The sequence below is a fragment of the Streptomyces sp. XH2 genome (assembly GCF_049725035.1).
Classification (GTDB): domain Bacteria; phylum Actinomycetota; class Actinomycetes; order Streptomycetales; family Streptomycetaceae; genus Streptomyces; species Streptomyces roseoverticillatus.
In genome coordinates this window covers 240,186-264,797 of the sequence record NZ_JBMMMZ010000002.1, presented here as the reverse complement: position 1 = coordinate 264,797, position 24,612 = coordinate 240,186, and the positions used below count along the sequence as shown (strand labels likewise).

At 72.7% G+C, this 24,612-nt stretch carries 24 protein-coding genes; 12 read left to right on the top strand and 12 right to left on the bottom strand.

From position 1 onward, the window contains the following. Positions 1-127: 127 nt before the first annotated feature. Positions 128-1,270, bottom strand: coding sequence for a tRNA dihydrouridine synthase DusB (dusB, locus tag ACOTKD_RS04740; RefSeq protein ID WP_424887584.1), 1,143 nt, complete (start codon positions 1,268-1,270; stop codon positions 128-130). A 102-nt stretch (positions 1,271-1,372) separates the two neighbouring features. Here dusB and ACOTKD_RS04735 point away from each other — a divergent pair, with 102 nt between their 5' ends. Both ACOTKD_RS04735 and ACOTKD_RS04730 read left to right on the top strand, forming a co-directional pair. After that, on the top strand, positions 1,373-2,800 hold the full coding sequence (locus ACOTKD_RS04735; protein ID WP_424887583.1) for an MFS transporter: 1,428 nt from the start codon (positions 1,373-1,375) through the stop codon (positions 2,798-2,800). Further along, complete coding sequence (locus tag ACOTKD_RS04730; RefSeq protein ID WP_424887582.1) at positions 2,797-3,231, top strand: MarR family winged helix-turn-helix transcriptional regulator; 435 nt, start codon at positions 2,797-2,799, stop codon at positions 3,229-3,231. Before ACOTKD_RS04735 ends, ACOTKD_RS04730 begins: the two co-directional genes overlap by 4 nt. Positions 3,232-3,400: 169 nt before the next feature. On the opposite strand, the gene ACOTKD_RS04725 is transcribed toward ACOTKD_RS04730, so the two are convergent. Beyond that, the gene (locus ACOTKD_RS04725; RefSeq protein ID WP_424887581.1) at positions 3,401-4,303 is read right to left on the bottom strand and encodes a helix-turn-helix transcriptional regulator; all 903 of its coding nucleotides are present in this window, start codon (positions 4,301-4,303) and stop codon (positions 3,401-3,403) included. 101 nt (positions 4,304-4,404) lie between these two features. Between ACOTKD_RS04725 and ACOTKD_RS04720 the strand changes: the two genes are divergently transcribed. From ACOTKD_RS04720 to ACOTKD_RS04710, 3 genes are all read left to right on the top strand, one after another. Continuing rightward, on the top strand, positions 4,405-5,871 hold the full coding sequence (locus ACOTKD_RS04720; protein ID WP_424887580.1) for an MFS transporter: 1,467 nt from the start codon (positions 4,405-4,407) through the stop codon (positions 5,869-5,871). Between the two features lie 123 nt (positions 5,872-5,994). Continuing rightward, positions 5,995-6,999 (top strand): aldo/keto reductase, encoded by a 1,005-nt coding sequence (locus tag ACOTKD_RS04715; RefSeq protein ID WP_424887579.1) that lies wholly within the window; start codon positions 5,995-5,997, stop codon positions 6,997-6,999. Positions 7,000-7,375: 376 nt separating this feature from the next. Then, the gene (locus tag ACOTKD_RS04710) at positions 7,376-7,963 is read left to right on the top strand and encodes a TetR/AcrR family transcriptional regulator (protein ID WP_424887578.1); all 588 of its coding nucleotides are present in this window, start codon (positions 7,376-7,378) and stop codon (positions 7,961-7,963) included. Positions 7,964-7,988: 25 nt separating this feature from the next. Here ACOTKD_RS04710 and ACOTKD_RS04705 read toward each other — a convergent pair whose 3' ends face one another. The 3 genes from ACOTKD_RS04705 to ACOTKD_RS04695 form a co-directional block, all read right to left on the bottom strand. Next, complete coding sequence (locus ACOTKD_RS04705) at positions 7,989-8,633, bottom strand: response regulator (protein ID WP_424887577.1); 645 nt, start codon at positions 8,631-8,633, stop codon at positions 7,989-7,991. Continuing rightward, on the bottom strand, positions 8,621-9,880 hold the full coding sequence (locus ACOTKD_RS04700) for a histidine kinase (RefSeq protein WP_424887576.1): 1,260 nt from the start codon (positions 9,878-9,880) through the stop codon (positions 8,621-8,623). The genes ACOTKD_RS04705 and ACOTKD_RS04700 overlap by 13 nt, the downstream gene beginning before the upstream one ends. Positions 9,881-10,056: 176 nt before the next feature. Next, positions 10,057-11,439: a glycine--tRNA ligase gene (locus ACOTKD_RS04695; RefSeq protein WP_391834644.1), complete on the bottom strand. Its 1,383-nt coding sequence runs from the start codon at positions 11,437-11,439 to the stop codon at positions 10,057-10,059. A gap of 175 nt (positions 11,440-11,614) precedes the next feature. Here ACOTKD_RS04695 and ACOTKD_RS04690 point away from each other — a divergent pair, with 175 nt between their 5' ends. The 4 genes from ACOTKD_RS04690 (at position 11,615) to ACOTKD_RS04675 (ending at position 14,782) form a co-directional block, all read left to right on the top strand. Beyond that, complete coding sequence (locus ACOTKD_RS04690) at positions 11,615-12,598, top strand: metal ABC transporter substrate-binding protein (protein WP_424887575.1); 984 nt, start codon at positions 11,615-11,617, stop codon at positions 12,596-12,598. Between the two features lie 20 nt (positions 12,599-12,618). After that, a complete protein-coding gene (locus ACOTKD_RS04685; RefSeq protein ID WP_424887574.1) occupies positions 12,619-13,386 on the top strand; it encodes a metal ABC transporter ATP-binding protein in 768 nt (255 codons plus the stop codon). Continuing rightward, positions 13,386-14,276 carry a metal ABC transporter permease gene (locus tag ACOTKD_RS04680; RefSeq protein WP_424887573.1) on the top strand — a complete coding sequence of 297 codons (891 nt, stop codon included), beginning with the start codon at positions 13,386-13,388 and terminating at the stop codon, positions 14,274-14,276. Before ACOTKD_RS04685 ends, ACOTKD_RS04680 begins: the two co-directional genes overlap by 1 nt. A 95-nt stretch (positions 14,277-14,371) precedes the next feature. Beyond that, positions 14,372-14,782, top strand: a complete 411-nt coding sequence (locus ACOTKD_RS04675) for a Fur family transcriptional regulator (RefSeq protein WP_030368877.1) — start codon at positions 14,372-14,374, stop codon at positions 14,780-14,782. A 70-nt stretch (positions 14,783-14,852) separates the two neighbouring features. Here ACOTKD_RS04675 and ACOTKD_RS04670 read toward each other — a convergent pair whose 3' ends face one another. Both ACOTKD_RS04670 and recO read right to left on the bottom strand, forming a co-directional pair. Then, positions 14,853-15,674: an isoprenyl transferase gene (locus ACOTKD_RS04670; protein WP_424887572.1), complete on the bottom strand. Its 822-nt coding sequence runs from the start codon at positions 15,672-15,674 to the stop codon at positions 14,853-14,855. A 30-nt stretch (positions 15,675-15,704) separates the two neighbouring features. Further along, positions 15,705-16,451: a DNA repair protein RecO gene (gene recO, locus ACOTKD_RS04665; protein WP_424887571.1), complete on the bottom strand. Its 747-nt coding sequence runs from the start codon at positions 16,449-16,451 to the stop codon at positions 15,705-15,707. A 98-nt stretch (positions 16,452-16,549) separates the two neighbouring features. Here recO and ACOTKD_RS04660 point away from each other — a divergent pair, with 98 nt between their 5' ends. Then, on the top strand, positions 16,550-17,671 hold the full coding sequence (locus ACOTKD_RS04660; protein WP_424887570.1) for a hypothetical protein: 1,122 nt from the start codon (positions 16,550-16,552) through the stop codon (positions 17,669-17,671). Positions 17,672-17,701: 30 nt separating this feature from the next. Here ACOTKD_RS04660 and ACOTKD_RS04655 read toward each other — a convergent pair whose 3' ends face one another. Further along, positions 17,702-18,439: a TerB family tellurite resistance protein gene (locus ACOTKD_RS04655; RefSeq protein WP_030368881.1), complete on the bottom strand. Its 738-nt coding sequence runs from the start codon at positions 18,437-18,439 to the stop codon at positions 17,702-17,704. A gap of 278 nt (positions 18,440-18,717) precedes the next feature. Beyond that, complete coding sequence (gene leuA / locus ACOTKD_RS04650) at positions 18,718-20,490, bottom strand: 2-isopropylmalate synthase (RefSeq protein ID WP_424887569.1); 1,773 nt, start codon at positions 20,488-20,490, stop codon at positions 18,718-18,720. Between the two features lie 307 nt (positions 20,491-20,797). On the opposite strand from leuA, the gene ACOTKD_RS04645 reads away from it, so the two are divergent. Both ACOTKD_RS04645 and ACOTKD_RS04640 read left to right on the top strand, forming a co-directional pair. Next, positions 20,798-21,856 (top strand): M4 family metallopeptidase, encoded by a 1,059-nt coding sequence (locus tag ACOTKD_RS04645; RefSeq protein WP_424887568.1) that lies wholly within the window; start codon positions 20,798-20,800, stop codon positions 21,854-21,856. 29 nt (positions 21,857-21,885) lie between these two features. After that, positions 21,886-22,158, top strand: a complete 273-nt coding sequence (locus ACOTKD_RS04640; RefSeq protein ID WP_424887567.1) for a protealysin inhibitor emfourin — start codon at positions 21,886-21,888, stop codon at positions 22,156-22,158. 80 nt (positions 22,159-22,238) lie between these two features. Here the strand turns inward: ACOTKD_RS04640 and era are convergent, their stop codons facing one another. From era to ACOTKD_RS04625, 3 genes are all read right to left on the bottom strand, one after another. Further along, positions 22,239-23,180, bottom strand: a complete 942-nt coding sequence (gene era / locus ACOTKD_RS04635; protein ID WP_030368885.1) for a GTPase Era — start codon at positions 23,178-23,180, stop codon at positions 22,239-22,241. Between the two features lie 142 nt (positions 23,181-23,322). Continuing rightward, positions 23,323-23,673 carry a cytidine deaminase gene (locus ACOTKD_RS04630; RefSeq protein ID WP_424887566.1) on the bottom strand — a complete coding sequence of 117 codons (351 nt, stop codon included), beginning with the start codon at positions 23,671-23,673 and terminating at the stop codon, positions 23,323-23,325. A gap of 44 nt (positions 23,674-23,717) precedes the next feature. Then, positions 23,718-24,539: a helix-turn-helix transcriptional regulator gene (locus ACOTKD_RS04625; RefSeq protein WP_424887970.1), complete on the bottom strand. Its 822-nt coding sequence runs from the start codon at positions 24,537-24,539 to the stop codon at positions 23,718-23,720. Between the last annotated feature and the right edge of the window lie 73 nt (positions 24,540-24,612).

The following is a 24,612-nucleotide window of genomic DNA, read 5'->3' as shown; positions in this document are numbered from 1 at the left end:
GTCAAGTCGTGAACGCAAGAGGGGTGGCACGCAGTGCCACCCCTCAAGAGATGCACCCCTGTGTATACCGCTCATCTGAGCGAACCACTGATCAGGGGTGGCGAGAATCACGCCGTCGGACGACGCATCAGCCGCCGGATGTGTCGAGTTCGGCGTCGGCGCTGACGGCCGCGCAGTCGTACGGGTCGTTCAGCCAGCCGTCCGGGAGCACCACGCGGTTGCGGCCCGACGTGCGCCCGCGGGGTCCGTCGGCGCCGGCCGGCCAGGACTGGTCCAGGTCGAGCTCGCTCAGGTGAGCGCCGAGCTCGTCCAGGGACGAGGCGATCGCCAGCTTCTTGCGCATGTCCGAGCCGATGGAGAAGCCCTTGGTGTACCAGGCCACGTGCTTGCGGAAGTCGATGACGCCGCGCTCCTCGCTCTCCAGCCACTCGCCGAGGAGCGTCGCGTGGCGCACCATCACGCGGGCCACCTCGCGCATCGTGGGCGCGGCCGGGGCGCCGCCGCCCTCGAAGGCCGTGACGAGGTCGCCGAAGAGCCAGGGGCGCCCGAGGCAGCCGCGGCCGACGACGACGCCGTCGCAGCCGGTCTCGCGCATCATCCGCACGGCGTCCTCCGCCGACCAGATGTCGCCGTTTCCGAGCACGGGGATCTCCGGCACGGTCTCCTTCAGCCGCGCTATGGCCTCCCAGTCGGCGGTGCCGCCGTAGTGCTGGGCCGCCGTGCGGCCGTGCAGGGCGATGGCCGTGACGCCCTCCTCGACGGCGATCCGGCCGGCGTCGAGGTAGGTGATGTGGTCGTCGTCGATGCCCTTGCGCATCTTCATGGTGACCGGGAGGGAGCCGGCGTTGCCGACGGCCTCGCGCAGGATCGAGCGGAGCAGGTTGCGCTTGTACGGGAGCGCCGAGCCGCCGCCCTTGCGGGTGACCTTGGGGACGGGGCAGCCGAAGTTGAGGTCGATGTGGTCGGCCAGGTCCTCGTCCACGATCATGCGGACGGCCTTTCCGACGGTGACCGGGTCGACGCCGTAGAGCTGGATCGACCGGGGCTTCTCGGTGCCGTCGAAGTGGATCAGACGCATGGTCTTGGCGTCGCGCTCGACCAGGGCCCTGGTGGTGATCATCTCGCTGACGAAGAGCCCCTTGCCGCCCGAGAACTCTCGGCACAGCGTGCGGAAGGGCGCGTTCGTGATGCCCGCCATGGGGGCGAGGACCACCGGCGGCCACACGGTGTGCGGGCCGATCTGGAGCGGCGTGGCGGCGTCATGCGTCATGGACCCATTGTCGCGTACCGCCATGGAACATTTAGTTGTACTCTTTAAATCATTGGAGATGTACAACTATCTGTTGTGCGCCCGCACCCCAGGGGGTCCCCCGTGCCCGAGCTCTCCCGGCGCCGCCGGCTGCTGGTCCTCGCCATCTGTTGCACGAGCCTGCTCATGGTGAGCCTCGACAACACGATCCTGAACGTGGCGCTGCCGTCCATGCAGCGCGAGCTGCACACCACGGTCCCCGGCCTGCAGTGGACGATCGACGCCTACACGCTCGTCCTCGCCTCGCTGCTGATGCTCGCCGGCTCGACCGCCGACCGGCTGGGCCGCCGGCGGATCTTCCAGGCCGGGCTGGTGCTCTTCACCGCGGGGTCCGTGCTGTGCAGCCTGGCGCCCGGGCTCGGCTGGCTCGTCGCCTTCCGCATGGTGCAGGCGGTGGGCGGCTCGATGCTCAACCCCGTCGCCATGTCGATCATCACCAACACCTTCACCGACCCGCGGGAGCGGGCCCGCGCGATAGGCGTGTGGGGCGGCGTCGTCGGCATCAGCATGGCGGCCGGGCCGGTCATCGGCGGGGCGCTCGTCGAGACCACCGGCTGGCGGGCCATCTTCTGGATCAACCTGCCGGTGGGGCTCGCCGCGCTCGCCATGACCGCCCGGTACGTGCCCGAGTCGCGCGCGGCCGAGCCGCGCCGCCCCGACCCCGTGGGGCAGGTGCTGATGATCGTGCTGCTCGGCTCGCTCACGTACGGGATCATCGAGGGCTCCGCGGCGGGCTGGGGCTCCCCGCTCATCCTCGGCTGCTTCGCCGCCGCCGGCTGCGCGCTGGCCGGGCTCGTCGCCTACGAGCGGCGGCGCGCCGAGCCGCTGATCGAGCCGCGGCTCTTCCGGAGCGCGCCCTTCGGCGGGGCCACGGTGGTGGCGGTGTGCGCCTTCGCGGCGCTGGGCGGCTTCCTCTTCCTCAACACGCTGTACCTGCAGAACGACCGGGGCCTGTCCGCGCTGGACGCCGGCCTCTACATGCTGCCCATGGCCGTCATGTGCCTGGTGTTCGCGCCGCTGTCGGGCCGGCTGGTGGGAGCCCGCGGGCCGCGGCTGCCGCTGGTGCTCGCGGGGACGGCGATGACGGCGAGCGGCGCGCTCGTGGCGGCGAGCGGCGCGGGCACCTCCGCCGGCTCCTCCGACGCGCTGCTGATCTGCGCGTACGTCCTCTTCGGCATCGGCTTCGGACTGGTGAACGCGCCCATCACCAACACGGCCGTCTCCGGCCTGCCGCGCTCCCGGGCCGGCGTCGCGGCCGCCGTCGCCTCGACCAGCCGGCAGGTCGGCAGCTCGCTGGGCGTCGCGGTGATCGGCGCCGCGGTCGCGGCGGGGATGCGGGAGACGGGCTGGTGGATCGTCACGGGGTGCGGCGCGGCCGTACTGGTGGTCGGTACGATCACCACCGGCCGCTGGGCCGCCCGGACCGCCGAGCGGGCCGCGGCCCGGACCGGCCTCTCCTCCGAGCAGAGCAGGATCCCGGTGACACCATGACCGCGCACGACACGCACGCCGCGACGGCGGAGCGCGCCTGGGGGCAGCTGCGGGAGATCGTCCTCGGCGGCAACGAACGCCGCAAGGAGGTCGTCGACGCCCTCGGCATGAGCTTCTTCCGCATCAAGGCCCTGCGGCGCATCGCCCGCGGCCCGCTCACCCTCCGCGAGCTGGCCGAGCAGCTGCTGACGGACCGCCCGTACGCGACGCTGGTCGTGGACGACCTCGCGGGCCGCGGCCTGGTGGAACGCACCGCGAACCCGGCCGACCGCCGCTCGAAGATCGTTTCGGCCACCCCGGCGGGCAAGGAGCTGGCGGCCCGCGCGGAGCGCATCCTGGGCACGCCGCCGCCGGCCCTGCTGGCGCTGCCTGCGGAGGACCTGGCGGAGCTGGAGCGCATCACCTCGCGACTGGCGTCCCACGACTCCTGAGCGACGTGGCGGTCGCTGCGGCCGTGCGGGGCGCCGGGTCCTCGCCGCGGTGGCTCGTCGCCGTGGCGGCGGGCAGATTCCTTCCGCCTCGGCCAGGGGTCCTTCTTCCGCCGCAGCGGTGAGGAACCACCGCGCAGGAAACCGGCGGTGCCGCACCCCGCCGCAGCGGCTATGCGCTCCGCGCAAGCGCACTCAGCCGCTCCAGTCTCTCCCGCGTGGCGTCGTCCGCCGGGGTGAGGGTGAGCAGCCGGCCGCCCGGGTGCGGGCCGGTCCACAGGCTGGTGAAGTTGAGGCGGAGCTCGCCCACCACCGGATGCCGGTGGCCGCGGAGCCGTGGCGACGCGACCGGGGCGACCTCGTGGCGGGCCCAGATCATGCGGAACTCCGGGGAGGCCGCCAGCAGCTTGGCCAGGAGGCGCTCCCACGCCGGCTCCCCGAGGTGCTCCGCCATCGAGCCGCGGAACCGGGCCGCCATCGCGCGGGTCGTCTCCTCCCGGTCGCAGAGCGTCGCGCGGACCTCGGCGTTGGTGAACGCGAGCCACATGCAGTTGCGCTCCTCGCGGGGCAGCTTGTCGAGGTCGCACATGAGCGCGCTGTACGTGCGGTTGTAGGCGAGGAGGTCGTACCGCGCGTTCTGGATGACCGCGGGGAACGGCTCCAGCTGCTCCAGCATCATCCGCAGGTCCGCGGAGACCCCCGGGCAGTCGGTCTCCGGCATCGGGTCGACCGCGTTGGCCAGCGCGAAGAGGTGGCTGCGCTCGCTGCGGTCGAGCTGCAGGGCGCGGGCGACGGCGTCGAGGACCTGCGGCGAGACCTTGATGTCGCGGGCCTGCTCCAGCCACGTGTACCAGGTGACGCCCACCGCGGCGAGGTGCGCCACCTCCTCCCGGCGCAGGCCGGGCGTGCGCCGCCGCGGCCCGCGCGGCAGGCCCGCCTGCTCGGGGGAGACGCGCTCGCGGCGGCTGCGCAGGAACGCGGCCAGCTCCCCGCGGCGGACGTCGTCGGCGGTGGGGGCGTGGGGGACGGGCACGCGGGGAAGGCCGGTCCGGGGCTCCTGCAGCATCGTGGGCATGCCTCCAGCGTGCGCGAGTCCTGCGGCCTGTTCCAGGTAGTGCCGGTACCAGGATAAGGACGCTCTGGTACCGGGCTGGGCGGGCGGCCATCGTCGATCCTGTGAGCGATACCCGAACAACTCCCCCTGTCACCGAATCCGTTGCGGCGTCCGCCGGAGGCTCCCTCCGGCCCTCCTCCCCCGCCCTCTCCCCCCTCGGCCTGTTCACCGTGCTGACCGGCGCGGCGCTGCCGATGATCGACTTCTTCATCGTCAACGTCGCCCTGCCCGCCATCGACCACGACCTGCACGCCGGCCCGGCCCTGCTGGAGATGGTCGTGGGCGGCTACGGGGTCGCCTACGCCGTGCTGCTGGTGCTCGGCGGGCGGCTGGGCGACATGGTGGGCAGGCGCCGGCTGTTTATGTGGGGCACGGCCGCGTTCGGCGTGACGTCGGTGGCGTGCGGTCTCGCGCCGGGGGCCTGGTGGCTGGTGGCGGCGCGGATCGCGCAGGGCGCGGCGTCCGCGCTGATGCTGCCGCAGGTGCTGGCGACGATCCAGGCCACGACGAGCGGGGCGGGCCGGGCCAGGGCGCTCAGCTTCTACAGCGGCACGTCCGGGATCTCCGCCTCGGTCGGCCAGGTGCTGGGCGGGGTGCTGGTCGCCGCGGACGTGGCGGGCACGGGCTGGCGGTCGATCTTCCTGGTGAACGCCCCGGTCGCGGCGGTCGCCCTGGTGCTGGCCGCCCGTGCCGTGCCCGAGACCCGCTCCCCGCGCCCGACGCGGGTGGACGGCCTGGGCACGGTGCTGCTGTCGCTGTCGCTGATCTCCCTGCTGGTGCCGCTGACGGAGGGCAGGGCGACGGGCTGGCCGGTGTGGTCGTGGGTGCTGCTCGCGGTCTTCCCGTTCGCGGCGGTGGCGTTCACCGTCACGGAGCGGCGCCTGGAGCGGGCGGGCAAGGGCGGGCGGACGCCGCTGGTGCCGCCGTCGCTGCTGCGGGTGCGGTCGGTGCGGACGGGGCTGGCCGTGGTGGTGCCGTTCTCGCTGGGCTGGGGCGGCTTCATGTTCGTCCTCGCGGTGGTGCTGCAGGAGGGGCTGCGGCTGGGCCCGCTGGCGGCGGGGCTGGCGCTGGTGCCGATGTGCGTGACGTTCTTCGCGGGCTCGCTCGCCGGGCCCCGGCTCTTCAGCCGCTACGGGCGGCGGGCCGTCACGGCCGGGGCGCTGATCCAGGGCGTGGGCCTGCTCGGGGTGGCCGCGGCCTTCTTCTGGGGCTGGGAGGGGCGGAACGTCTGGGGCCCGTGCGCGGCGATGGCCGTCCAGGGCCTGGGCCAGGGCCTGCTGCTGCCGCTGACCCTGCGGACGGTGCTGAGCGAGGTGCCGGTGGCGCAGGCGGGCGTGGGCGGCGGGGTCATGGTCACCACGCAGCAGTCGTTCATGGCGCTGGGCGTGGCCACGCTCGGGTCGCTGTTCCTGACGCTGTCGGAGTCGCTGGGGATGCGGGATGCGCTCGCCGTGACGCTGGGGGTGCAGGTGGTGGCGGTGGCGGTGTCGGCGCTGCTCACGTTGCGGATGCCGAGCGCGAACGACTGACAGATATTGAAATCTGTCAGTCCATGTGCCACTCTTCAAGGGAGCCGCAATCCTGCTTACCCGCATATGAGCGGATTGCTCAGGTATTTCCGTATTTCCCGCCTCCCTTCCGAAGGAGCTCCCGTGCAGCACCGCACCCTCGGCACCACCGGCCCCCGGGTCTCCGCGCTCGGCCTCGGCGCGATGGGCATGTCCGCCCTCTACGGCGAAGCCGACCGCGCCGAGTCCATCGCCACGATCCACGCCGCCCTCGACGCCGGCGTCACCCTGATCGACACCGGCGACTTCTACGGCATGGGCCACAACGAACTCCTCATCGGCGAAGCCCTGCGCACCGCCGGCGAGGCCGCCCGCGCCAAGGCGCTCACCAGCGTCAAGTTCGGCGCCCTGCGCGACCCGGACGGCGGCTGGTCCGGCTACGACGGCCGCCCCGCCGCCGTGAAGAACTTCGCCGCGTACTCCCTGCAGCGCCTCGGCGTCGACCACATCGACGTCTACCGCATCGCCCGCGTCGACCCCGACGTGCCGATCGAGGAGACCGTCGGCGCCATCGCCGAGCTCGTCGAGGCCGGCCACGTGCGCCACGTCGGCCTCTCCGAGGTGGGCGCGGACACCCTGCGCCGGGCCGCGGCCGTCGCGCCCGTCTCCGACCTGCAGATCGAGTACTCGCTGATCTCCCGCGGCATCGAGGACCGGATCCTGCCCACCGCGCGCGAGCTCGGCATCGGCATCACCGCGTACGGCGTGCTCTCGCGCGGCCTGATCAGCGGCCACTTCGACCGCGACCGGCAGCTCGGCGCGGGCGACTTCCGCGGCATGAGCCCGCGCTTCCAGGGCGAGAACCTCCAGCGCAACCTCGACCTCGTCGACGCCCTGCGCAAGGTCGCCGAGGGCAAGGGCGCGTCCGTCGCGCAGACCGCCATCGCCTGGGTCCTCGCCCAGGGCGAGGACATCGTGCCCCTCGTCGGCGCCCGCCGCCGCGACCGCCTCACCGAGGCGCTCGGCGCGCTCGACCTCACCCTGGACGCGGCCGACCTCGCCGCGATCGAGGAGGCGGTCCCCGCCGGCGCCGCGTCCGGCGCGCGCTACCCGGAGTCCCAGATGGCGCACCTCGACAGCGAGCGGTGAGCCCTGCGGGCGGCTCGCCGGATCTCCGGGCGGGGGTGGCTCCGGCACCGCCGGGCTGCGACGTCGTGGCTGATCACCACTGCGGCGGAACGGAGAGGCACAGCCTCTCCACGCCCCCTGCCGCCAGGCAGGAAATCCCGCCGCCACGGCGCACAACCCCCACCGGGGTGACCGGCGGCGCCATACAGGCGCCGGCCCGCGGCCGGTCCGGCACCGCCGGGATCCGCCGCGGTGGTTGCTCACCGCCGCGGCGGAAGGACTTGCCGCAGCCGGCCGCAGGCCCACCGCCCCCGCGCCCCCGGGGACCGGCCCGGTACCGTCCATATGGGCGTATCACCCGGGACCGCCCGCCCCCAGCCGAAAGGTACGAGCCCGTATGCCGCCCGAGCCGCTGACCCCCGAGCGCATCCTCGAAGCCACCGAGGACGTGCTGCGCCGCTACGGCCCCGCCAAGGCCACCGTGGTCGACGTCGCCCGCGCGCTGGGCGTCAGTCACGGCAGCGTCTACCGGCACTTCGGCAGCAAGGCCGCCCTGCGGGAGGCCGTCACGCAGCGCTGGCTGGACCTGTCGCACGCGGAGCTGTCGGCCGTCGCCGGCGCGGAGGGGCCCGCCGGGCCGCGCCTGCGCGCATGGCTCTCGGCGCTGTTCGCCGCGAAGCGGCGCAAGGCGGGGGGCGACCCCGAGCTGTTCGCCACGTACATGGTCCTCGTGGGCGAGAACAGCGCCACCGTCGACCGGCACATCGAGACGATGATCGGCCAGCTCGCGCAGATCGTCGAAAGCGGCGTCCGCAGCGGCGAGTTCGCGGAAACGGAATCCGGCCCCGCGGCCACGGCCCGCGCGCTCTGGGACGCCACGAACCGCTTCCACGACCCCGCCTACGCCGCGGACTGGTCCCTCCCGGGGATCGACGCGGCGTTCGACGCGGTGTGCGGGCTGCTCCTGCGCGGCCTGCGGGGGTAGGCCGTAGGCCAGAGGCCGGAAGTCCTCAGCCGACGCCCAGGAACCGCAGCACCGCCAGCACCCGCCGGTGGTCCGCGTCCGCCTTCGGCAGGTCCAGCTTCGCCAGGATCGAGTTGATGTGCTTGGCCACCGCGCTCTCGCTGACGACCAGCGCCTGCGCGATGCCCGCGTTCGACCGCCCGGACGCCATCAGCTCCAGCACGTCCCGCTCGCGCGGCGTGAGCCGGTCGAGCGGGTCGCTGTGCCGGCGCAGCAGCAGCTGCGAGACGACCTGCGGGTCGAGCGCGGTGCCGCCGCCCGCGACGCGCCGCAGCGCGTCGATGAACTCCTCCACGTCGGCGACCCGTTCCTTGAGCAGGTAGCCGACGCCGCGCGTGTCGCCGGACAGCAGGTCGGCGGCGTAGCGCTCCTCCACGTACTGGGAGAGCAGCAGCACGGCCGTGTCCGGCCACTGCTTGCGGATGACGAGCGCGGCGCGCACGCCCTCGTCGGTGAAGCCCGGCGGCATGCGGACGTCGAGGACGACCAGGCCGGGCCGGTGCTCGTCCACCGCGGCCAGCACCGCCTCCGCGTCGCCGGTCTCCGCGACCACGTCGAACCCGGCCGTCTCCAGGACCTTCACCAGGCCGATCCGGAGCAGGACGGAATCTTCGGCGATCACGGCGCGCACGGCAGCTCCACGGTGACTACGGTCGGGCCCCCCGCGGGGCTGCTGATCGAGAACGTGCCGTCGACCGACGCGACCCGCTTGGCCAGCCCGGCCAGCCCGGTGCCGCCCTCGGGAGCGGCCCCGCCCACGCCGTCGTCGGTGACGACGACATGAAGTATCCCCCCGCGCGTTTCGAGGCGGACATCGGCCCGGCCCGCGCGGGCGTGCTTGACGACGTTGGCGAGCGCCTCGGAGACGACGAAGTAGGCGACGGCCTCGACCGCGGGGGCGGGCCGGACGGGCAGGTCGGCCGTCAGCCCGACGGGCAGGGGGGTGCGCTCGGCGATGCCGGACAGCGCGGCGTCGAGGCCGCGGTCCTCCAGCACGGCGGGGTGCAGGCCGCGGACGAGGTTGCTGAGCTCGGCGATGGCGTCCTTGGCCTCGCGGTGCGCCTCGTCGATGACCTTGCGGGCGTCCTCGGGCAGGTCCTTGAGCGTCACCTTGGCGAGCCCGAGGTTGACCGCCATCGACACGAGCCGCTGCTGCGCGCCGTCGTGCAGGTCGCGCTCGATGCGGCGGCGCTCGGCGTCGGCCGCGTCCAGGACGCCGGCGCGGCTCTCGGTGACCTCTTCGACGCGCATCTGGAGGAGTTCGGCGCGGCTGGGGCCGAGGCGGGCCGTGGCGGCGCGGGTGTCGAGCCGGGCGAGCGCGCCGGAGAGCCAGGCGGCGCCGTAGAGCCCGGCGAGGCCGGCGACGGTGAGGAAGGCCGCCTGTGTGGTGTAGCCGAGGTGTTCGACGCGCGTCTCGGGCGGCAGCGCCCAGATCCAGACGTAGACGGTGGCGGCGACGGCGGCCGCGGCCCACAGGAGCAGCGCCACCGCCCCGGCGAGGGAGATCAGCGGCCCGGCCAGCAGGTGGTAGCCGATCTGCCGCCAGGTCGCGGGGGTCCGCAGCCATTGCCGGGCCCGGTCCGCCCGTGACGCGCCGCCCACGGCGGGGAGCCGGGGGATCTCCACGCCCAGGCGGGTGCGGAAGCGGGCGGTCTGCGCCGCGGTGAGCACGGGCGTGGCCAGGGCGAGGACGCCGAGCGGCACGAGCACGGCGACGAGCACGCTGAGCGCCTCGGTCGGCCCGCCGTTCAGCCACGGCACCGCGAGGACGAGCAGGGCGGCGAGCTGCAGGAGGATGCCGGTCGCGAGGAAGGCGACGGCCCGGCCCGCGCCGCCGAACGGCTTGCGCAGGACCCCGGCCAGGCTGGTGATTCGCATGCCCAAACGGTAAGGCCGCAGGTCAGAGCCGATCCATGGCGCTGCTTTCCGTCCTCGGGGTGTAGCTGTCACCACCCCGGAACGGGGAAGGCCCCGGTCCCCGCCGAGCGGGAACCGGGGCCTCCGGCCGTACGGAGAGCCGTACGGAAAACCGTGGGGACGGCCTGCGGAAAGCGTCAGCAGCCCAGCAGACGGCTGCCCAGGTAGCCCTCGATCTGGTCGAGGGAGACGCGCTCCTGCTTCATCGTGTCGCGCTCGCGGACCGTCACCGCGTTGTCCTCGAGCGTGTCGAAGTCGACCGTGACGCAGAACGGCGTGCCGATCTCGTCCTGGCGGCGGTAGCGGCGGCCGATGGCGCCCGCGTCGTCGAACTCGATGTTCCAGTTCTTGCGCAGGTCCGTCGCGAGGCCCTTGGCCTTCGGCGAGAGCTGCGGGTTGCGGGACAGCGGCAGGACGGCGACCTTGACCGGGGCCAGGCGCGGGTCGAGGCGCATGACGACGCGCTTCTCCATGACGCCCTTGGCGTTGGGGGCCTCGTCCTCGTTGTACGCGTCGAGCATGAAGGCGAGCATGGCGCGGTTGAGGCCGGCCGCCGGCTCGATGACGTACGGGAACCAGCGCTCGCCGGCTTCCTGGTCGAAGAAGGTCAGGTCCTGGCCGGAGGCCTGGGAGTGGGCCTTCAGGTCGTAGTCCGTGCGGTTGGCGATGCCTTCCAGCTCGGAGAACTCGGTGCCGCCGAAGTTGAAGCGGTACTCGATGTCAGTGGTGCGCTTGGAGTAGTGGGAGAGCTTCTCCGCGGCGTGCTCGTACCACCGCATGTTCTCCTCGCGCATGCCGAGGCCGGTGTACCAGCTCCAGCGCTGCTCCATCCAGTACTCGTGCCACTTCTCGTCCTCGCCCGGCTTGACGAAGAACTCCATCTCCATCTGCTCGAACTCGCGGGTGCGGAAGATGAAGTTGCCCGGCGTGATCTCGTTGCGGAAGGACTTGCCGGTCTGGGCGATGCCGAACGGCGGCTTCTTCCGGGAGGTCTGCTGGACCTGGGCGAAGTTGGTGAAGATGCCCTGCGCGGTCTCGGGGCGCAGGTAGCTGACCGAACCGGAGTCCTGGGTCGGGCCCAGGTGGGTGGAGAGCAGGCCGGAGAACAGCTTGGGCTCGGTGAAGGCGCCCTTGGTGCCGCAGTGCGCGCAGTTGAGGTCGGCGAGGCCGTTCTCGGGCAGCTTGCCGTGCTTGGCCTCGTACGCCTCCTCCAGGTGGTCGGCGCGGTAGCGCTTGTGGCAGGAGGTGCACTCCGTCAGCGGGTCCGTGAAGGTCGCGACGTGGCCGGACGCCTCCCAGACCTCACGGGCCAGGATCACCGACGAGTCGAGACCGACGACGTCGTCGCGCGAGGTGACCATGGAGCGCCACCACTGGCGCTTGATGTTCTCCTTGAGCTCCACGCCGAGCGGACCGTAGTCCCAGGCGGCACGCTGTCCGCCATAGATCTCACTGCACGGATAGACGAAGCCACGGCGCTTGCTCAGGCTGACGATGGTGTCGATCTTGTCGGCGGCCACGGTGCTCTCTTCATTGCGACGACGAACAGCGAATGATTCAGGTTACCGGCGCTGCACCCCCTCTCATCAAATCGGCTCTGGCCTTGGCTTGACCACCCCCCTCCGCCATCCGCTTTGCCCCCGTCTCGGCCCCCCTTGTTGACAATCGTTTCCATCTTTGTTGAAAATGAGTGTCATGAACGTAAGCCGTCCCCTCCGTGCCCGTGCCCCCCGAATACGCACCGCCGCCGTCGCCGCGGCCGCCGCACTGGGGCTGCTCGGCCTCTCCGCCTGCTCCTCGGGCGGGACGGGCAAGGCCGCGGACGGCAAGCTCGCCGTGGTGGCGTCGTTCTACCCGATGCAGTACCTCGCCGAGCAGATAGGCGGCGACCACGTCAGCGTGACCAGCCTGACCAAGCCCGGCGTCGAGCCGCACGACCTGGAGCTCAAGCCCCGGCAGATCGGCTCCCTCGCCGACGCGGGCGCGATCGTCTACCTCAAGGGCCTCCAGCCCGCCGTCGACGAGGCGATCAAGCAGTCGAAGAACGAGCACGCCGTGGACGTGGCCTCCCTGACCTCGCTGGAGGAGCACGGCACCGAGGTCGACGGCCACCACCACACCACGGGCGACAACCACTCGCACTCCGAGCACGAGGGCGGCGCCGACCCCCACATCTGGCTCGACCCGGTGAAGTACGCCGAGGCCGCCAAGGGCGTCGCGAAGACCCTCTCGGAGGCGGACCCGGACCACAAGGGCGACTATGAGAAGAACGCCGCCGCCCTGGCGAAGAAGCTCGGCGCCCTCGACGCGAAGTTCGAGGACGGGCTGAAGAACCGCGCCTCGGACACCTTCATCACCACCCACGCGGCCTTCGGCTACCTGGCGGAGCGCTACGGGCTCACCGAGGAGTCCATCAGCGGCCTCGACCCCGAGTCCGAGCCCAGCGCCGCCCGCATCAAGGACCTGCACAAGCTCGCCGAGGAGCACCACGTCTCGACGATCTTCTTCGAGACGCTCGCCAACCCGGCGACCGCGAAGACGCTGGCCAAGGACCTCAAGCTGAAGACCGACGTCCTGGACCCCATCGAGGGCATCACGGACGACTCCAGGGGCCGCGACTACGTCGAGGTCATGGAGGCCAACCTGGCGGCCCTGCAGAAGGCGCTGGGCACCAAGTGAGCGTCCCGGAGGAGATCACCATGGAGCAGCCCGTCATATCCCTGCGGGGCGCCGGCGCGAGCCTCGGCGGCCGCCCCGTCCTGCGCGGCGTGGACCTGGCCGTGCGGCCCGGCGAGGTCGTCGCCCTGCTCGGCGCCAACGGCTCGGGCAAGTCCACCGCCGTGCGCAGCATCGTCGGCCAGGTGCCGCTCACCGGCGGCGAGCTGGAGCTCTTCGGCACCCCGCAGCGCCGCTTCCGCGACTGGGCCCGCGTCGGCTACGTCCCGCAGCGCACCACCGCCGCCGGCGGCGTGCCCGCGACCGTCCGCGAGGTCGTCTCGTCCGGGCGGCTCGCCCGCACCCGGTTCGGGATGATGCGCAGGGCCGACAAGGAGGCGGTCATACGCGCCCTGGAGCTCGTCGGCATGGCGGACCGGCTCGGCGACCCGGTGGACGCGCTCTCCGGCGGCCAGCACCAGCGGGTGCTCATCGCCCGCGCCCTGGCCGGCGAACCCGAACTGCTGATCATGGACGAGCCGATGGCCGGCGTGGACCTCGCGAGCCAGGAAGTCCTCGCCGGTGCCCTGCGCGCCCAGGTCGCCCGCGGCGCCACCGTCCTGCTCGTGCTGCACGAGCTCGGCCCGCTGGAGCCGCTCATCGACCGCGCGGTCGTCCTCCGCGACGGCTGCGTCGTCCACGACGGACCCCCGCCGGAGGCCGTGGGCCAGCACGCGCTCCCCGGCCACGACCACGTACACCCGCACGCCGGACCGGCGGCGGAACCGATTCGGACAGGGTTGCTGACCTGATGGACATCCTCGACCTCGCCTTCATGCAGCGGGCGCTGCTCGCGGCGCTCCTCGTCGGCCTCACCGCGCCCGCCATCGGCACCTACCTCGTCCAGCGCCGCCAGGCCCTCATGGGCGACGGCCTCGGCCACGTCGCCCTCACCGGCGTCGGCCTCGGCTTCCTGCTCAACTCCAGCCCCGTGTGGATGGCCACGGCCGTGTGCATCGCGGGAGCCGTCGTCATGGAGCTGATCCGCTGGTACGGGCGGACCCGCGGCGACATCGCCCTCGCCATGCTCTTCTACGGCGGCATGGCCGGCGGCGTGATGCTGATGAACCTCTCCGACAGCGGCTCCAGCGCCAACCTGAGCAGCTACCTCTTCGGGTCGATCGCCACGGTCTCGGAGGAGGACCTCGTCGCGATCTGCATCCTGGCCGCCTTTGTGATCCTCACCACGGTCGGGCTGCGCCGCCAGCTCTTCGCCATCTGCCAGGACGAGGAGTTCGCGCGCGTCACCGGGCTGCCGGTGCGGATGCTGAACCTGCTCGTGGCCGTCACCGCCGCCGTCACCGTCACCGTCGCCATGCGCGTCGTCGGCCTGCTGCTCGTCAGCGCCCTGATGGTGATCCCGGTGGCCGCCTCGCAGCAGATCGCCCGCAGCTTCAAGGCGACCTTCGCCCTGGCGGTCGGCATCGGCGTCACCGTGACGGTGTCGGGCACCGCCACGTCCTACTACGCCGACGTGCCCTCCGGCGCGACCATCGTGCTCTTCGCCATCGGCCTGTTCGTCGTCCTCACCGCGCTCGCCACGCCCCTGGCGAAGCGGCGCGCGGGAAAGCCGGCGCCCGCGGAGGAGTGCACCCTGGAGGCGCCCGGGGAGCGCCCGGCGGCGGACGACGTCAGGGTCTGACGGCCGTCCGGGCTTGCCCACCCGCTCTCGTGGACTGGCACAATTGCCGTGCGACATGTGCGGATGGGTGTTCATGCGAGCTGGAGGAGGCAACTGTGGCGACGGCGGGTCCCCCCGTACGCGGCCGGTCCACCAAGCAGCGGGCAGCGGTGGCGGCCGCGCTCGACGAGGTGGACGAGTTCCGTAGCGCGCAAGAGCTCCACGACATGCTCAAGCACCGCGGCGCGTCGGTCGGTCTGACCACCGTCTACCGCACGCTGCAGTCCCTCGCCGACGCGGGCGAGGTCGACGTGCTGCGCACCAGCGAGGGCGAGGCGGTCTACCGCCGCTGCTCCAGCGGGCACCACCACCACCTGGTCTGCCGGCTGTGCGGCAAGGCCGTCGAGGTGGAGGGCCCCGCCGTCGAGAAGTGGGCGGACTCCATCGCGGAGGAGCACGGCTTCGTGGACGTCGCGCACACGATCGAGATCTTCGGCACGTGCGGGGACTGCGCCGCCAAGCGCTGACCCCGTACGGAAACGGAAGCCGCCCCCGGACGGCGTCCGGGGGCGGCTTCCGGTTCCGGCCTCACGCCGCTCAAGCGCCGCCGTCCTCCACCGCGTTCGGGATCGCCCCGCCGAACCGGCGGTCGCGCTGCGCGAACTCCAGGCAGGCGCGCCACAGGTCGCGGCGGTCGAAGTCCGGCCACAGCACGTCCTGGAAGACCATCTCGGCGTACGCGCTCTGCCAGATCAGGTAGTTGGAGGTGCGCTGCTCGCCCGAGGGCCGCAGGAAGAGGTCCACGTCCGGCATGTCCGGGTAGTAGAGGTACTTCGCGAAGGTCTTCTCGCTGACCTTGGACGGGTCGAGGCGGCCCGCCTTCACGTCCTCCGCCATCGCCTGCGCCGCGTCCGCGATCTCCGCGCGGCCGCCGTAGTTCATGCAGAAGTACAGCGTGAGCTTGTCGTTGCCCTTGGTCTGCTCCTGGGCGACCTGGAGCTCCTTGGCCACCGAGCGCCACAGCTTGGGCATGCGGCCCACCCAGCGCACCCGGATGCCGAGCTCGTCGAGCTGGTCGCGGGTCTTGCGGATGAAGTCGCGGTTGAAGTTCATCAGGAAGCGCACCTCGTCCGGCGAGCGCCGCCAGTTCTCGGTGGAGAAGGCGTAGAGGGAGATGCTCCCGACGCCCATCTCGATCGCGCCCTGCAGCACGTCCAGCACGCGCTCGGCGCCGACCTTGTGCCCCTCGGTGCGCGGCAGGCCGCGCTCCTTGGCCCAGCGGCCGTTGCCGTCCATGACGATCGCCACGTGCTCGGGGACCAGCTCGCCGGGGATCTTCGGCGGCCGCGCCCCGGTCGGGTGCGGGTCGGGTGTGCGGTACTCGCGTCGGGAACGGCCCAGAATCCCGCGTCGTGCCATGCGTGCCACTACTCCTTGGTCCCTGTTTCCCTATTTCTCGACATACCGGAGCGAGCGGAGGCCCCGCTCCAGATGCCAGTGCAGATATGCCGCGACCAGACCGCTGCCCTCTCTGACGTGGCGCGGCTCGCAGGCGTCGGCCGTGGCCCAGTCGCCGGTCAGCAGCGCACCGAGCAGCCCGATCGCCTCCGAGGAGGGTACGACGCTTCCGGGCACCCGGCACTCACCGCAGACCACACCGCCCGCGGCCACCGAGAAGAACCGGTTCGGACCGGGCATTCCGCACCGGGCACAGGCGTCGAAGCTGGGCGCGTAGCCGTTGACGGCGAGGGAGCGCAGCAGGAAGGCGTCCAGGACCAGGCCCGGGGCGTGCTCGCCCGCGGCGAGCACACGCAGCCCGCCGACGAGCAGCAGGTACTGCTGGACGGCCGGTTCGCCCTCGTGGTCGGTGAACCGCTCGGCGGTCTCCAGCATGGCGGTGCCCGCGGTGTAGCGGGCGTAGTCGGTGACGATGGAGCCGCCGTACGCGGCGATGGTCTCGCTCTGCGTGCACAGCGGCAGGCTGCGCCCGACGAGCTCGCTCCCCCGCGCGAAGAACTGCACGTCGACGTGCGAGAACGGCTCCAGGCGCGCCCCGAACTTCGACTTGGTCCGCCGCACGCCCCGGGCCACGGCCCGCACCCGCCCGTGCCCGCGCGTGAGGAGGGTGATGATGCGGTCGGCTTCGCCGAGCTTCTGCGTGCGCAGGACGATGCCGTCGTCGCGGAAGAGGCTCATGGAGCTATTCTCCCGTACCCACGAGGGCGGAACGCCCGCCCCTGACGAGGGCACAATGTGAGCGCCATGACGATCTTCCTCCCCCCAGTGAGTACCCGGTGACCCCCTCCCGCCGCCGGCGCCGCAGGCGCCGCCATCCCGTCCGTTCCTCCGGCGCCGCGACCCTCGTGTGCGTGCTCGCCGCCCTCTTCCTGCTGTTCGTCACCGTGCCCGGAAAGCGCGCCGACAGCCGGGCCTTCGCGACGGCGGCCGCGTGCGTGGGCGACGAGCCGGCCCTGGAGTGCCGCAAGACGATCGAGGGCACGGTGAAGGGCACCGAGACCGTGCCCCGGGGCAAGACGACGCACTACTGGCTCACGATCACCGGCCGCGGCGGCGACACCCACCGCGCCGAGATGAACGGCCCGTCCTCGGTCTTCGGCCGCGTCAAGCCCGGCGACACGGTGAAGGCGACCTACTGGCGGGGCAAGATCCGCTTCGTCGACTTCCGCGGCACCGTGCAGCTCACCGCCGACCAGCCCAAGGACGCCTACCGCCTCCCGCTCGCCTGCGGCCTGGGGCTGCTCGCGCTGGGCGGCACGTTCGCCTGGCTCACCTACTGGATGGTCGCGCAGGTCGGCCGGCACCCCGCGCGCTACGCCTGGCAGGCCACCGTGCTGCCGTTCACCGGGGTCCTGATCGGGGTCGTCGCCTTCCTCACGGCCCTGCTCACGGACACGGTGCCGACGGCCCTGGCGCTGACGGGGGTGGCCTCGGTGCCGATCGTCCTGGGCGCCCTGTGGCGCGTACGGGTGCGCCGCCGGCAGTCGGAGGAGTTCGAGGTCGCCCCGGTCGTGCCGGAGCGGGAGGAGTGCATCGAGGGCGGTGTCGCGGCCCGCACCCCGTACCGCGGCGAGCTCATCGGCCCGTACCTGGTGGTGGGCCCCGGCCTGCTCGCGGTGACCCCCGACCCGGAGGGCCGCGCCCTGCGCAGGGTCCTGCCGCGCACGCTGGTCGTGGAGCGCGTCCGCGTGCCGTACTGGTCGGATCCGTCGGGCGTCACCGCGGAGACCCGCGGCTGGCGGAAGGCGCTCCGCCAGGTGGTCGTCGTCTGCCGGGACGGCGCCGACGAGGTCCTCATCGGCGTGCAGCGCAAGCACGTGCCGTGGGTGCTGGGGGCCCTGCGGCAGCCGGCGGCGGAGGGGCCGCAGGAGGCGGTGACCTCGGAGGGCAGGGCGTAGCGCGCCGCTACGAGGGGGTACGGGCGTCCGCTACGAAGGGGTCCGCGCCGCGGCCAGCAGCCGGTCCGTGTCCTCCGGGGGGAGCATGAGGGCGCGGCCCACCGTGGCGAGGACCTCCCGCTCGGCGGGCCGGTAGGGCCCGTCGGCGAGGGCGATGCGGGCGCCCTGCAGCAGGATCGATTCGCGCCCGGCGGGTGCGAGGTGGGGAGCGAGGGGCTCCAGGGCCTCGTGGAGCTCGATGGCCAGCGCCGTGCCCCGGGGGTCGAAGCCGTCCCGGCCGGCGTAGGGGGACGGGGTGCCCAGGTCGGTGCCGTACGCCCCGGGGAGGCGGCCCGTGTCGGCGGCGAGGGCCTCGATCAGGGTGATCAGCTGTTCCTCGCTGCAGTCCACGAAGCCCGCGGCCCGGACGGCGCCCACGGCGGCTCTTCGGACCGTGCGGGCCTCGGTGCCGCCCGCGGCGAGGACGGCGAGCGCGACGGTGTGCACGGCGTCGCGCAGCATCGCCGAGAAGCGGGTGGTGGTGGGGTGGTCGAGGACGTCCGTGCCGTAGCGGGCGCGGCACGCGGAGCACTCCACGACCGGCCCGACGGGGCCGCGCGGCAGCAGCGGCAGGCCGAAGGCGACGAGGCGGCGGCGCCCGGTGCGGCGGCGGTAATTGCGGTCGCCGCCGCAGCCGGGGCAGTAGAACTCGCCGTCGCCGACCGTGCGCCAGACGGTGCGTACGCCCACCACACACCGGTCCCGGCCGGGTCGGCCCTGCGCGTGCATCACGGCGCACACCTCCATAACGCCGCGGCCTCGTCGCCGCGTTGACGTGATGTTAGCCACATCGATGATGCGACGTCAGTACCCCGTGCGCAGGCTGCGGGCGTCATACGGGGGATCTCGCCACGGGGCCACCGGATCCGGTGGTTTTCCCCGGGGCCCCTTGACGGCGGCCGCCCGGTTCGCTGCGGTACCGCGCCCCGTAAGGGGTGCGGGGCTGTGCCGGTCCACGGCTCCGCCGCGTGGGCGCGACCAGCCGCATGCGGCCCGCAGCCGACTGTTCAGCCCCGGTACGCCCGGTTCACCGCCGAGACCACGGCCTTGATCGAGGCGCGCGTGGTGTTCGGGTCGATGCCGATGCCCCACAGCACCTTCCCGTCGATCACGCACTCGATGTACGACGCGGCGCGCGCGGCGGCGCCCTCGCTCATGGTGTGCTCGCTGTAGTCGAGGACGCGCGCGTCCACGCCGATCGCGGCCAGCGCGTCGACGAAGGCGGAGATCGGGCCGTTGCCCGTACCGGTCAGGACCGCGTCGGCGCCGTCCACGACCGCCTCGACGGTCAGCGCGTCGCCGCCCTCGCCCGTGGTGGACGTCTGGGTGGAGCGCAGCGCGATCCGGCCCCAGGGGTTGCCGTCGGTGGGCAGGTACTCGTCCTGGAAGACGGACCAGATCTCGGCCGGGGTGACCTCGCCGCCCTCGGCGTCGGTCTTGCCCTGGATGATCTTCGAGAACTCGATCTGCATCCGGCGCGGCAGGTCCAGCTTGTGGTCGTTCTTCAGGACGTACGCGATGCCGCCCTTGCCGGACTGCGAGTTCACCCGGATGACGGCCTCGTAGGAGCGGCCGACGTCCTTGGGGTCGATCGGCAGGTAGGGGACGGCCCACTCGATGTCGTCCACGCCCTTGCCCTCGGCCGCGGCGGTGGCGGCCATGGCCTCGAAGCCCTTCTTGATGGCGTCCTGGTGGGAGCCGGAGAAGGCGGTGTAGACCAGGTCGCCCGCGTAGGGGTGGCGCGGGTGGACCTCCATCTGGCTGCAGTACTCGGCCGTGCGCCGCACCTCGTCGATCTGCGAGAAGTCGATCATCGGGTCGACGCCCTGGGAGAACAGGTTCATGCCCAGGGTGACCAGGTCGACGTTGCCGGTGCGCTCGCCCTGGCCGAACAGGCAGCCCTCGATCCGGTCGGCCCCGGCCATGATCGCCAGCTCGGCGGCGGCGACGGCGGTGCCCCGGTCGTTGTGCGGGTGCACGGACAGGCAGACGTGCTCGCGGCGGGACAGGTGCCGCGACATCCACTCGAAGCGGTCGGCGTGGGTGGAGGGCGTGGAGCGCTCGACGGTGGCCGGCAGGTTCAGGATGATCTCGCGGCCGTCCTCGGGCTGCCAGACGTCCATGACGCCCTCGCAGACCTCCAGGGCGAAGTCCAGCTCGGTGTCGGTGAAGATCTCCGGGCTGTACTGGAAGCCGAAGACCGTCCCGTCTCCCAGGATCTTGTCCGCGTACTCCACGACCAGGCGCGTGCCGTCCACCGCGATCTGCTTGACCTGCTCGCGCGAGCCGCGGAAGACGACCCGCCGGAAGACCGGGGCGGTGGCGTTGTAGAGGTGCACCGTGGCACGGCGGGCGCCGCGCAGGGACTCCACCGTGCGCTCGATCAGCTCCTCGCGGGCCTGGGTGAGGACGGAGATCGTCACGTCCTCCGGGATCGCGTCCTCCTCGATGATCGAGCGGACGAACTCGAAGTCGGTGGCGCCGGAGGACGGGAAGCCGACCTCGATCTCCTTGTAGCCCATGCGGACCAGCAGGTCGAACATCTCGCGCTTGCGGGCCGGCGACATCGGGTCGATCAGGGCCTGGTTGCCGTCGCGCAGGTCGGTGGAGAGCCAGCGGGGCGCCTTGGTGATCCGCTGGTCCGGCCAGGTGCGGTCCGGGATGTCCACGGCGTCGTAGGGGCGGTACTTGTGCACCGGCATCCCGGAGGGGCGCTGGGTGACCGTGGCGGCGGTCAGGGGGGTGGGACGGCCGACGGAAGCGGGGGTCGTCTCAGGCATCTGCGGGGGCTCCTCGTATGTCCTTCTGGGACCTTGGGAACGGCCGACGGGCGGGTCACCGGGTGACCGCAACGCCTCACTCCGCGGGGAGGGGGTCGGCCGATCGACTACAGGCCCTCGCCGCGGCAGCTAAGAAGAAGCAACCCGAAACGCATGATGCACAGCACCGTAGCTGAGCCGGACGGGATGCGGTACGGGCGTTCCAGCATGCGGGACGCGGGGGCGGGACACGGAACGGTGCCACTCGATTGTGTTAATCGGTGCGCCGGGGCCTGACAAGGCCCGGGGCCGCTGCCAGATTCAGGCCATGAGTGACACCGTGAAGAGCGTTTTCTGCACCATCGTTCCGCCGCACGTGCTCGACAGGCTCGCGCAGGCCGACGATTCCGCGCGGGCCGAGGTCGCCCAGCGCACCCTCGAGCACGACTCCCAGTACCGCACCCGGCGCCGCGTCACGGCGCTGCGCGGCGCCGCCGCCCCGGCGGGAACCCCGTCCGACAGCCCGCGGCGCACGATCTACGACGCCGGTCACCGGGCGACGCAGCCCGGCAAGAAGGTCCACTCCGAGGGCGACGCCCCCTCGAAGGACGCGACGGTCAACCGCGCCCACGCCGGGCTCGGCGCCACCTTCGACCTCTACCTCAAGGCTTACGGACGGCACTCCATCGACGACGCGGGCCTGCCGCTGGACGCCACGGTCCACTACGGCGAGGGCTACAACAACGCCTTCTGGGACGGCAGCCAGATGGTCTTCGGGGACGGCGACGGGGACGTCTTCCTCGACTTCACCATCCCGGTGGACGTCATCGGCCACGAGCTCACCCACGGTGTCACCCAGCACACGGCCAACCTGGAGTACTACGGCCAGTCCGGCGCGCTGAACGAGTCGGTCTCGGACGTCTTCGGCTCGCTGATCAAGCAGTACGCCCTGGGGCAGACCACCGACCAGGCCGACTGGCTGATCGGCCAGGGGCTGCTGGGGCCGGGCATCGACCACGGGGTGGCCCTGCGCTCCATGAAGGAGCCCGGCACGGCCTACGACGACGACGTCCTCGGCAAGGACCCGCAGCCGGCGACGATGGACGACTACGTCCGCACCTCGCGCGACAACGGCGGCGTGCACATCAACTCGGGCATCCCCAACCGGGCCTTCTACCTCGTGGCCACCGCGCTCGGCGGCCACGCCTGGGAGCGGGCCGGGAAGGTCTGGTACGCGACGCTGACCGGCGGGCAGCTGGCGTCGGACGCCCAGTTCGCGGACTTCGCCCGGCTCACCGCGGCCACGGCGCGGACGCTCTTCGGCGAGGGCGACGAGGTCCAGGCCGTCCTCAAGGCGTGGTCGCAGGTGGGCGTACCCACCTCGTAAGGGCCGCCCGCCGGGGCGAGAATGGCGCCATGCGGATCGTCATCACCCGGACCGGCGGGTTCGCCGGCATCGAGCGCCGGGCCGAGCTGGACACGAACGGCCGGCCCGACGCGACCCACGTACAGGCCCTGGCCCACCGCGCGCTCGCCGCGTCGCCCGCCGAGGCGGCGGCCGTGCGGGGGGTGCCGGACGGCTTCCGCTACGAGATCGACGTGGACGGCCGCACGGTCCACTGCGCGGACCCGCACGTCAACCACGACCAGCGCGAACTGATCAGGCTGGTGCTACGAGAAGGCGCGTAGCGCCCCTCGATCTCCGCCGCCACGGCGAGAACGCACGACGCGGCGGACCGGCGGTGCCGGACAGGCCCGAGCCCCCGGGGCTAGAAGCCCAGCTTCCGGAGCTGCTTCGGATCCCGCTGCCAGTCCTTCGCGACCTTCACATGCAGGTCCAGATAGACCGGCGTGCCCAGAAGCGCCTCGATGTGCTTGCGGGACTTCATGCCCACCTCCTTGAGGCGGGCCCCCTTCGGGCCGATGATGATGCCCTTCTGGCTGGGGCGCTCGATGTAGACGTTCGCGTGGATGTCCAGCAGCGGCTTGTCCGCCGGCCGGTCCTCCCGCGGCAGCATCTCCTCGACCACGACGGCGATGGAGTGCGGCAGCTCGTCCCGCACGCCCTCCAGCGCGGCCTCGCGGATCAGCTCGGCCACCATGACCTGCTCGGGCTCGTCGGTCAGGTCGCCCTCGGGGTAGAGCGGCGGGCTCTCCGGCAGCATCGGCACCAGCAGGTCGGCCAGCAGGCCCACCTGCTTGTCGCCGACGGCCGACACCGGGATGATCTCCCGCCACTCGATGCCGAGCTCCTCGCCCAGCTTCTGGATGGCGATCAGCTGCTCGGCGAGCGCCTTGGAGTCCACCAGGTCGGTCTTGGTGACGATCGCGACCTTGGGGGTCTTCTTGATCCCGGCCAGCTCGGCCGCGATGAAGCGGTCGCCCGGGCCGAGCTTCTGGTCGGCGGGCAGGCAGAAGCCGATCACGTCGACCTCGGCCCACGTGGTGCGGACCACGTCGTTGAGCCGCTCGCCCAGGAGCGTGCGGGGCTTGTGCAGACCGGGGGTGTCGACCAGCACGAGCTGGGCGTCGGGCCGGTGCACGATGCCGCGCACGGTGTGGCGCGTGGTCTGCGGACGATTGGAGGTGATCGCGACCTTCGTCCCCACCAGTGCGTTGGTCAGGGTCGACTTGCCCGCGTTGGGGCGGCCGACGAAGCACGCGAAGCCCGCGCGGTGAGGGGCCCGGGAGGGGGACGAGGCGTTATCCATACCGGCCATTCTCCCCGATCGCCGGGGACACGCCGACCAGCGGCCGGCCGGCGGCCGACCGATCAAGCCCGGCCCGCGCCCGCGGCCGGCGCGCGTCCGGCGCGGAACCGGGGCCCGGGGCGGCCCCCGGCCCCCGACCGGCTCAGCCTGCGGTGACCGTGCCGCGCAGCGCCCCGTCCGGCCCCGCAAGGAGCACGGGGGTCGCGGCCCCGCCCAGATCCCGTACGGCCGCCCGGTCCTCGTCGGAGACAGCACCCGCCTCGGAGACGACGGCCGCGGCCTCCAGCGACTTCGCGCCGCTCGCGACGGCCATGGCGACCGCGGTCCGCAGCGCGCTGAGCCGCAGCGAGTCGAGCGCGACCGTGCCGGCCACGTACGTCCGGCCCGTCTCGTCGCGTACGGCGGCACCCTCGGGCACGGCGTTGCGGGCGCGCGCGGAGCGGGCCAGGGTGATGATCTTGCGGTCTTCGGGGTCCAGCGTCGTCTCCGTCATACCGGGGAGCATAGAGAGGGCCGGGGCGGCCGCCCGTGCGGGGATCAGCCCGCGACCGAGTACATCCCGCCCCGCCGGCCCTCCGGCGAGACCAGCCGTTCCAGCTTCGCGGCCGTGCCGGTGTCCGCCACCGGGTTGTGCATGACGATCGTCAGGTCCGGCCGGGCCGGCACGCGCAGGTGCGTGCTCTCCAGGTACAGCGCCCCGGCCACCGGGTGGTCGAACTCCTTGACCAGCTGGCCGCCCGCCTGCACGTCGCCCCGCGCCCACAGCTCCACGAACTCCGGGCTCGCCGCGGACACCTCCGCCACGATCTCCCGGAACCCCTCGTCGTCCGGGCGCTCCGAGCACGCGGCGCGGTACTGGGCGACGACCCGCCGGGCGTTCTGCTCCCAGTTGGCCGCGCGGGCGCGGTAGGCGGGGTCGGTGAAGAAGTCGACCAGGCAGTTCGGCCGCGGCTTGCGGCGGAAGCCGATGACCATGCGGGCCGAGTCGTTGAAGGCGACCAGGTTCCAGTACGGGTCCATGATGTGCGCCGGGTACGGCATCCAGGCGTCGATCAGCCGCTGCAGGCCCTCGCAGAGGTAGTCGGGGTCGAAGGGGGACTCCGGCTGCGGCGGGTTCAGCCCGGCGAGCACGTAGAGGTGCCGGCGCTCGTCGCCGCTGAGCCCCAGCACCTTCGCCACGGAGTCCAGCACCTGCGGGGAGACGGTGATCTCCCGCCCCTGCTCCAGCCACTGGTACCAGGAAGCGCCCACGCCCGCGAGGACGGCGACCTCCTCGCGGCGCAGCCCCGGCGTGCGCCGGCGGCCCCCGCCGTCCGGCAGGCCCACGTCGGCCGGGGACACCCGGGCCCGACGGCTCATCAGGAAGTCACGCAGCTCTTGGCGGCGACGCGGCTGTGCGGTCGACCCGGTCAACTTTCTCCCCCTTGCCTGG